The organism is Mesorhizobium sp. M1E.F.Ca.ET.063.01.1.1 (genome assembly GCF_003998155.1).
Lineage (GTDB): Bacteria > Pseudomonadota > Alphaproteobacteria > Rhizobiales > Rhizobiaceae > Mesorhizobium.
The window spans coordinates 1-8340 of the sequence record NZ_RZSC01000227.1; the positions used below are offsets into that span (position 1 = coordinate 1).

Genomic DNA, 8340 nt, shown 5'->3' on the forward strand with positions numbered 1-8340 from the left:
GGCTTGTGGATAGCGATCGAACTGCGCCTCCGTCCAGCCGGAATTGACGACATTGGCCTGGTAGAGGCCGACCATGCCCATCAGCTTGTCGATCTGCGACAGAAGACCCATCACGCCCTTGCTGTGCGGGGCGCCGCTCTGATTTGCGACGACGTGCCTGACGCCGGCCAGCCGGGCGCCGACCGTGCCGAAGATATTGCCGTAGTGCTGATAGGTGATGACGGCGTCGGGGCGTGCCGCGCGCAGATATCGCGCCAGGCCGACGGTTGCCCGTATCTGTCCCGGCAATCCGCGCGGGCGCTCCTTGAGGACGAAATCCGCGTTCGGATCGCTGTCGTAGGCTTCGGTCTTCCGGTACATGAAGACGGTGCGCACCTCATGCCCGCGCGCCCGCAATCCTTCGCCCACCATGTCGGAGATGCGTTGCGCGCCCGCGGCCTCGGCCTGGGTCTGCACCTGGACGATCTTCACGTGCGTCCCCTCAGAAGGGCATGCGGCAACAGTCCGACCCCGTTCAGGGACAGACCAAGGATCGACGGGTTGATGCCGATTCTGCGCCGGGCGATCAACACCCCAAAGGACGTCCAGGCGATGACGGTCCCGGCAATGGCCAGCGCCGCGCCCACGGATCCGAGGTAGTAGGTTGCCACCGCGGTCACGCAAAGCCCGATGATGTTGACGACGACAAGCACCTTGAACAGCGCATGCTGGAGGCCGGTCAACTGCAGCAGGATTTCGATCGGGCCACAGGCGGTGCCGAACGTCGCCCCTATGCCGAAGATGACGAGCGTCGCCCTCATGGTCGGCGTCGCATAGGCCGGATTGAAGATGGACAGGATCAAGTTGCCGAATATCCAGAAGGATGCCAGCACGCACAGCGCAATGGCCGAGCCGCCAAGGGCGGCGAGGCTGGTGATGCGCTGCACGTGAGCCCTGTCGCCGCTGTAGAAGGCAGCCGATATCTGCGGCGCCAGCGCCTGGTTGATACCGTTGAGCGCAAGCGTCACGAAACGCGTGGTCCGATCCGCCACGAAGATTGCGCCGGCGGCCTCCGGCCCCAGGATCATCGCCACCAGCAGGGTGCTGACCTGGCCGAGCGCGGGCGGCAGCGAGGTGACGCCCCACAGGCCGAGCGTCACGGTCTTGAATTCCTGCTTTTGCCCTTCCGTGAGACCGCCGCGATCGGCCCGCATCGTGTCGCGCACCAGGATGAATGTTTGCGGGACGACCGAGAGGACGAGCAGCAGCGCCGTCAGGTAGGTCGCTGCAATCGCGTCCATCTTCACATGCATGAAATGCAAAACGAGAACGGTGCCGATCGTCGCCGCGCGCCAGATGATGTCCCGCGGCAACAAGCCGGATATGAGCGCGTTCTTGGCCCGAAAAGCGCCGGAGGTAAACTCCGACCAGCCGAGCGAGAAGGACAGCACCGCGGCCGCCACGCACAATGGGAGCCATTCCGGCGTTCCCCTGCCGATGAAGGGCAGGAATCCCACCACGACTATAAGCAGGCTGGTGGCAACCAGCCCGGCCAGCGCGACGAGAATGGCGCGGGCCATCAGCCCATGAGCCGAGGCGAGATCGCCCAGTCCGGCATATTGGGGCCAGAACCTAAGCACGGTGCTTTGCTGGCCCACCGAAGCGAAGAAAGAGACCAGGCTCGCGCCGGCGTAGGTCGCGCTGTAAAGGCCGAACTCCCGTTCGTCCGTCACCATCGCCACGGCCACGAACATGAGGAAGGACAAGCCCGCGCTGGCCAGCTTGATGATGCCGGCCACGGCGCCGCTCTTGGCAAGGGCTGTGATCGACATGCGCATGTCGGTCGCCGGGCTGGCCGCTGCCCCCTGGGCGGCCTCACGGTTCCCTGTATTGTCCTTCAACGTCGCCTCCTGAGACGATCGGCGATGGGCCTACCCAGCACCTACGACGACGCTCAAAACCCGATCCTGCATAAGCAAAATGCCGCAACCGCGCCAGTGCGAACGCTTCGCATGGTTACCGGCGGCGCCCAAGCCGAACTCATCGTCACGCCGCCACCCTTAACGGATGGCTAACGATAATCCTTAATAATGTGGAGACGAGTGAGGTCGTTAGGTCGCGGCTCCGCGCGAGGAACATTGATGAAGCCAGCCAGGATCGACGAGCGCACTCTTCCGCCGCTGTTCGACATAGGTGCCGTGTGGGCCATTCTTTGGGCGCGGCGCTTGATGGTGCTTGCCATCGCCGGCGCGGCATTGCTGCTCGCGCTTTCCTATCTTGCGGTGACGAAACCAAGCTATACCGCGACGGCCTCGATACTGATCGACCCCCGCGACACACGCGCGACCAATTTCAACAACGTGCTTCCGGGGATCGGGTCCGACAGCGCCGCCATCGCCAGCCAGGTCTTCGTCATTCAATCGCCGGACCTGCTGGGCGCGGTTTTCAAGAACCAGAAGCTCGGCAGCGACCCGGAGTTCGCCGGCGTCGGCCCGGTGTCGCGTCTGCTGTCGCTGTTCGGAGCCGGCGCGAACTCGGCGCAGGATGCCGCCTTCAAGCGCTTCCAGAGCAAGGTTTCGGTGGAGCGCGAGGGACTTACCTACGTCATCAATGTCAGCTTCACATCGCCGTCGCCGGAGAAGGCCGCGCGCATCGCCAACGCCATCGTCGATCAGTACCGGGCGGGCCTCGTCGGAGAACGCGAGACCGCCAACAGCGACGTGAACACCTTGCTGACGGACAGGATCTCGGGCCTGCAGAAGGATGTCAGCGACGCCGAGCGGGCGGTCGAGGATTTCAAGACGAAACACAACATCGTCAATTCGACGGATGGCGGCACGCTGCAGTCGCAGCTCGATCAGCTCACGGCGCAGATGATAGCCGCCCAGGGCGACGCCGATCAGGCCAAGGACCGATACAACCAGGCGCTGGCGGCTGGCAATTCGCCGGCCGGGCTCGCCAAGCTTGCGGACATTCTTACCTCGACCTCCGCCATCAAATTGCGCGACGACTACAACCAGCGCGCCACCGAGCTTGCCAGCCTGCAAACCATGTACGGGCCGCGTCACCCGACCATCGGACGGCTTCAGTCCGAACTGGAGCGGTTGAAGCGGCTCATGGCCGCCGAGGCCGACCGGATAAGGCAGCAGCTGAAGGCCAACTATGATCTTGCCGTGCAGAATGTCGGCAAGCTGCAGGACAAGCTCGAAGCCCTGCGTCAGCAGTCCACGAACTCGAACATCGCGCAGGTGCAGTTGCGGCAACTGGAATCCAAGGCGCAGGCCGCGCGCGCCGTGCTCGACGACTACCTCAAGCGCGCCCAGGAAACCTCCCAGATGCAGGGCGTGCAGACCTCCGAGGCGCGCAAGATCGGCGTCGCCTCGCCGCCTGTACAGCCGACATGGCCGAAGCCGGTCCTGCTTCTCCTGGTGAGCGCCGTTCTGGAGCTTCTCGCCGGATGCGGCCTCGCGCTGGCGCTTGGTCCGATCCCGCAGCCGGAAGAGCATCCGCAGGCGCCGAAGCATGTCGCGCCGGAGCCGGCCGTGGACAGCAAGGACAACGCGCCCGCCAGCCCCCGGCCGTTGCCGATGCCGGCCAATTTCGGCGAATACCGTCTGCCTGGCGTTGCCGGCGGGACCGCCTATTCCAACATCAAGGCGATCAGGAAGCAGCTTTTCCAGACCGGAAACGAAACGCTTTCGCTAGACGTCCTGAAGATCATGCGGCAGATGGTCCTGCACCTCAACGACCATGGCAAACCCTTTGTCATCCTCGTATCTTCGATCCGCAGCAGCTTCGAGGCGAGGATCGCGGGCGCGATGCTGGGCATCGGCATGCAACGGGCCGATCAGAATGTGCTGGTGGTGGAGATTGGCGATCATCTGTCCAGCTCGACGACGGAAGGAGCCGGATTGTTCATCGACGGCGCGACCGGTCTGCAGACGGTAGTGTGCGGCTCCGTGGCGGGGAAAGGCCCTGGCGTTGCGGATCGCAACACGTTCCGCGGCATTCTGGCCGAGGCCGGGAGCGCATTCGATTTCGTGCTCGTGATCGCGCCTTCGTTCAACGAGAACGGCTGGAATCCTGAACTCTTCGCCAAAGCCGATCTTGCCCTTCTTGCGCTCGGTCCGTCCGAGCAGGCTTCGGACGCCGCCAAGCTGCTTGCGCAGCAATTCGGCGCCGGCCAGATCGGCCGCAGCGCCACTCTCGTCGTCGCGCCGGACGGCGTCCGGCCGGTCGGAGCGGTCGACGGTCCGCGAGCGGTGGACGAACAGCGCCGCAGCTCTGCTGCCCGGGGATAAGCCATGGAGGCGGTGGATCGATGACATCGCCGCTCAAGGTGTCACGCCGACATGCGCTGGCTCTTGCCGCCGGAGCCGTTCTCGCCACCTGCCCTCTGCCACGGTCAGCCGCGCTGGCGACCACCGATGCCCGCGTCCCGTCGCGCGGCTTCAACCTTCCCGGATGGCTCGACCGTGATGGTGGACTTGCCCCCTCCACGGCCACGCTTGAAAAGCTGCGCCAGGCGGGGTTCGAAACGATCCGGCTGCCGGTAAACGGCGATCTCGTCTCCAGCGGCGACCCGGCAACGCTTCGCCGCATCCAGAACGGGATCAGGGACCTTGTCGGGCTCGGCTTTTCCGTTCTCCTCGACATGCATCCCTCGGGCGAACTGGTGGCAGCCTTCCGGAGCGATCCCGACGCCGCGGGCGGACGCGTGCTTCAGGCTTGGACGGCGCTGCGTGTCGTCGTCGCCGATCTGCCGGCGGAATCGGTCTATCCGGAGCTGCTCAACGAGCCACCCATGGAACGGAGCGCATGGCTGGCGCTGCGCGAACGGATCGCCGCGACACTGCGAGCAAGCTGTCCGCTGCACACACTGGTCTGGGGACCGGCACGGTTTCAGGGTATCTGGGAAATCGCCGACACGCCGCCGCTCGCCGACGACAACCAGATTGCCGCCGTCCACTATTACGCGCCTATGGCCTTCACCCATCAGTGCGAGAACTGGGATGCGTCGCCGCTCGCCCGCATCGCAAACCTGCCCTTTCCCGCGAGCAGCGAAATGACGGCGGTCCGCCAGCTTCTCTCCAAGCTTCGATCGGCCGGCGATGAAGAGGCCACCAACCTCGTTGAAGACGAACTGTCGTCGCCATGGACAGAGGCGCGGATCGCCGCGGATTTTGTCGATCTGGCGCGCTGGTCCGCGAACCACGATTGCCCGGTCATGCTGAACGAATTCGGTGTGCTCAATTTCTGTGTGGATCCCGAAAGCCGCGCGTCCTGGGTGCGCACCGTGCGCATGGCGGCGGAGGCGAACCATGTGGCATGGACTTATTGGGAGCTCGATCAGGGTTTCGGCTTCATCAGGGACAGGCGGAGTATCGAAGGATTCGACCGCTCGATGATCGCCGCGCTCCTTGGAGGTTAAGCGGGAAACGGACGTGAACGAAAGGCGCCATAACCACTTGCCGCGGCGAGCAACGACCGGATCGGGCCGCCGATGAGCACGACGCAGGCCTATTCGCCCGCCAGCCTGGGCGTGCCGGGCCGTGACACGCCCGAAGCCCTGCTGCATGTCGGCACCGCCTTGCTTGTCGTAGCGCTCGCCGTCTCCTCCTTTGCCGTCTGGACGCCGTTCGGGGTTGCTGCGACCTTCGTGCTGACGCTGATCCTTGCAAACGCAATGCCTTCGGGCGTCCCCGTGCTGATCATCTGCGCCTTCCTCTACCAGAACCTCGTGGTCGCCTGGTTCACCCCTTACATTCCCGACAACGACACATTCGATGCGCTGCGCGGCACCAACTTCATCATCCTGATGACGGCGTTCGGCATCTTCCTGGCCGCCTCGTTTCAGCACCGTGTCCGCGCGCTGACCGAATTGCGCCCGTGGCTGCTGCTGAGCATGGTGCTTTGCGGAACGGTTTGCTTCTATTTCGCCCTCGGCGTCGTGCATGGCGGCCCCAAGGACGCGGTCGTCTATTTCCGCAACACGATCACACCGCTCGCCTGCTTTCACATCGCGGCCCTCGCCGCCAGCCTTTATCCCGTCGATCTGCGCAAGAGCATGCTCTGGCTCGGCGCCGGCGCGATCATCTATGGCTACGCCGAACTGATCTTCACCATGGATTTCCTCGGCCTCTTCCACGGCGACCTTTACGTCGAGCGCAGCATATCGCGGCAGGTCGAGACAGGTGTGTGGGAGCAGGCGCTGAAGGAAACGGGTTTCGTTTATCGTGGGATCGAAGACGTGATGACCACGACCTTCTTCAACACGCCGCTGTTCAACGACATCCTGCCGAGCGTCTTTCGCATCGGCGGCCCGAACTTCCATCCGATCAGCTATGCTTACGCCTTGAGCATCATTTCGGCCTGGCTCCTGTTCAGAGGACGATGGTTGCTGCCTGTCGCGGCCTTGCCGCTCTTGCTCGTCATCGGCTCCAAGGGAGCGACGTTCATGCTTTTCGTCGCGATTGCCGCGCGGCTGATCTACAAGCCCTCCCGTGCCGGTCTGGCGCTTACGGCCGTCATAGGTTTGGCCGTGGTCTGGACAACCGCGGCGATCGGCTACGGTGCAACACATGGCGACTATCACGTCCTCGGCCTGATCGCCGGCATGCGCGACTTCCTGGCCGACCCGCTGGGGCAAGGGCTGGGGCTCGGCGGCAACCTGTCGAGCACGAGCATCAATCTCAACTGGCAAAGCGCTCAGGCCGAGGGAGCGGCCTCCGTGCCGGTCGAGAGCGCGGTTGGCGTCATGCTTTACCAGATGGGCGTGGGCAGCCTGGTGTTCTTCGGCTTCCTGGCGGCGCTGCTGGTGGCGCTGCGCCGGCAGCTCATCGAAACCGGCGACCCGGATTTCCTGTTCGGTTTTGTCGGCATCGCCACCATCTCGGCCAACGCCGTGCTGCAGGAGGAGGCGTTCTACTCCCCTCTCGCCCTCGCCTTCTGCCTTTTGCTCGTGGGCGTGTCGCTCGGAACACGCTGGCGCATGGCCGCGGCGGCGAGGGTTGGTTTGCCCGACTGATTCAGCCGCTTCGCGATTCCTTCACGAGCCGAACAGCACCATCTCGGTGAATGTCAGGTCTCCCGGCAAGGGCGATCTCGGACCCTTGAAATATTTCAGTCCCTTGTTGGGAAAATACCTGCCGAACAGTCCGGCAATCGGGCCCATGGCATCGACGAGGCAAAGCAACTTGCCGCGCCGCAGGAGAAAGCGCCCCACGGCCCCGGCGCACCGGAGCAGATCCGCGTGGGAGCGGCAGTAGACGACCTGGCAGCACGGAATAAGGCCATGCAAAATCCGGCGCGGCTTCAGCACAATGGGCAGCGCCACACCGTCGCAAACGCAGATCAGCGACAGGCAGCCCAGCGCCGCATGCTCCAGGAGTATGTATCTTTCATTGTCGGTGAGCTCAGCCATTTCGGCGAGATCCGAACGGACTTCCAGCACGCGGTCCTGGCGCGGCATCGCATTCAGGACGGGGAGGAAGGCGACCTGTCCGCCGGAAAACAGGCGAAAGCCGAACGCCTTGTTGAGTTTCAATGTCCCGGGTGACGGGGAAATATTGGTATAGACAACGTCCTTGCGCGCAATGACCGTCGCGATCATCCGGCTGGCATAGGGCCGGAACTCCGCGTCCACCGACCAGCTCGAGAGATTGCAGCGGATTTCGTCGCCGTCCACGCCCCTGTGCCTGGCATAGAGCGTGAGCACGGCGCCGACGATCTTGCCCGACTTCTCGAGGACAAAACCATATCGAGGGAAATCGGCGACCGCGGGCCGACGCGACAGGCGGGTCAGCGCCTCGATCCAATAGCTGCGGCTGCGTTCCGGAAAGCCCCTGCGCAGGCAATCCGCCACGCCTTCCCAGTCCCCCTCATCGAAGGGCCGGCAGCCGACACCGGAAGGGAATGCACCAAGAACCGCCATAATCGTCTCAAGAAAAAAGTCACTCGATGTGATCGAGGTCCATATTATCCTGACGATCGATTACTAACGAATTACACCACCTTCGGGGCCAATTTTATTGGCCATATTTCACGACACCGCGCAGTGCTCCTCCGCTACAACCGATCCTCCAAATTCTACAACCCAAGAGGGTTGACGTAGCTGGCTCTGTCGGGCCGCAGGCAGCCAACAGGGAATGGCCGGGAGCAACGTTGTGCCCCGCGCACATGTTTCACTCTCGGTTCGACCGTGTGGCCAAAATTTCTGTTCGACTCCGCTTGTACCGAAATCTCATATGTGAATATAATCTTCACAAGAGAAGATTGATGGGAGGATCGATCGCGCCCCGGCTCCGGCCTGCCCGGACGGCGCGGCCTATTCTCCGGCAGCGGACGAACAGGATAATGACC

At 63.6% G+C, this 8340-nt stretch carries 6 protein-coding genes; 3 read left to right on the plus strand and 3 right to left on the minus strand.

Annotation, left to right across the window (positions count from 1 at the left end; translation table 11 throughout):
• On the minus strand, nt 1–471 hold a 471-nt coding region (locus tag EOA29_RS17365; protein WP_189478914.1), incomplete at its 3' end, for a glycosyltransferase.
• Complete coding sequence (locus EOA29_RS17370; protein ID WP_126092265.1) at nt 468–1880, minus strand: lipopolysaccharide biosynthesis protein; 1413 nt, start codon at nt 1878–1880, stop codon at nt 468–470. The genes EOA29_RS17370 and EOA29_RS17365, both read right to left, overlap by 4 nt.
• A 240-nt stretch (nt 1881–2120) precedes the next feature.
• On the opposite strand from EOA29_RS17370, the gene EOA29_RS17375 reads away from it, so the two are divergent.
• The 3 genes from EOA29_RS17375 (at nt 2121) to EOA29_RS17385 (ending at nt 7006) form a co-directional block, all read left to right on the plus strand.
• Nucleotides 2121–4280, plus strand: coding sequence for a GumC family protein (locus EOA29_RS17375; protein WP_127221197.1), 2160 nt, complete (start codon nt 2121–2123; stop codon nt 4278–4280).
• A 20-nt stretch (nt 4281–4300) separates the two neighbouring features.
• Complete coding sequence (locus EOA29_RS17380; RefSeq protein ID WP_126092263.1) at nt 4301–5410, plus strand: cellulase family glycosylhydrolase; 1110 nt, start codon at nt 4301–4303, stop codon at nt 5408–5410.
• 72 nt (nt 5411–5482) lie between these two features.
• A complete protein-coding gene (locus tag EOA29_RS17385) occupies nt 5483–7006 on the plus strand; it encodes a hypothetical protein (RefSeq protein ID WP_126092262.1) in 1524 nt (507 codons plus the stop codon).
• A 21-nt stretch (nt 7007–7027) separates the two neighbouring features.
• Here EOA29_RS17385 and EOA29_RS17390 read toward each other — a convergent pair whose 3' ends face one another.
• The gene (locus EOA29_RS17390) at nt 7028–7912 is read right to left on the minus strand and encodes a hypothetical protein (protein WP_245464893.1); all 885 of its coding nucleotides are present in this window, start codon (nt 7910–7912) and stop codon (nt 7028–7030) included.
• Between the last annotated feature and the right edge of the window lie 428 nt (nt 7913–8340).

Excerpts from the sequence above, each read along its gene's own strand:
- EOA29_RS17380 (WP_126092263.1), top strand. The coding sequence starts at position 4,301 with ATGACATCGCCGCTCAAGGTGTCACGCCGACATGCGCTGGCTCTTGCC.
- EOA29_RS17390 (WP_245464893.1), bottom strand. The coding sequence starts at position 7,912 with ATGGCGGTTCTTGGTGCATTCCCTTCCGGTGTCGGCTGCCGGCCCTTC.
- EOA29_RS17385 (WP_126092262.1), top strand. The coding sequence starts at position 5,483 with ATGAGCACGACGCAGGCCTATTCGCCCGCCAGCCTGGGCGTGCCGGGC.
- EOA29_RS17375 (WP_127221197.1), top strand. The coding sequence starts at position 2,121 with ATGAAGCCAGCCAGGATCGACGAGCGCACTCTTCCGCCGCTGTTCGAC.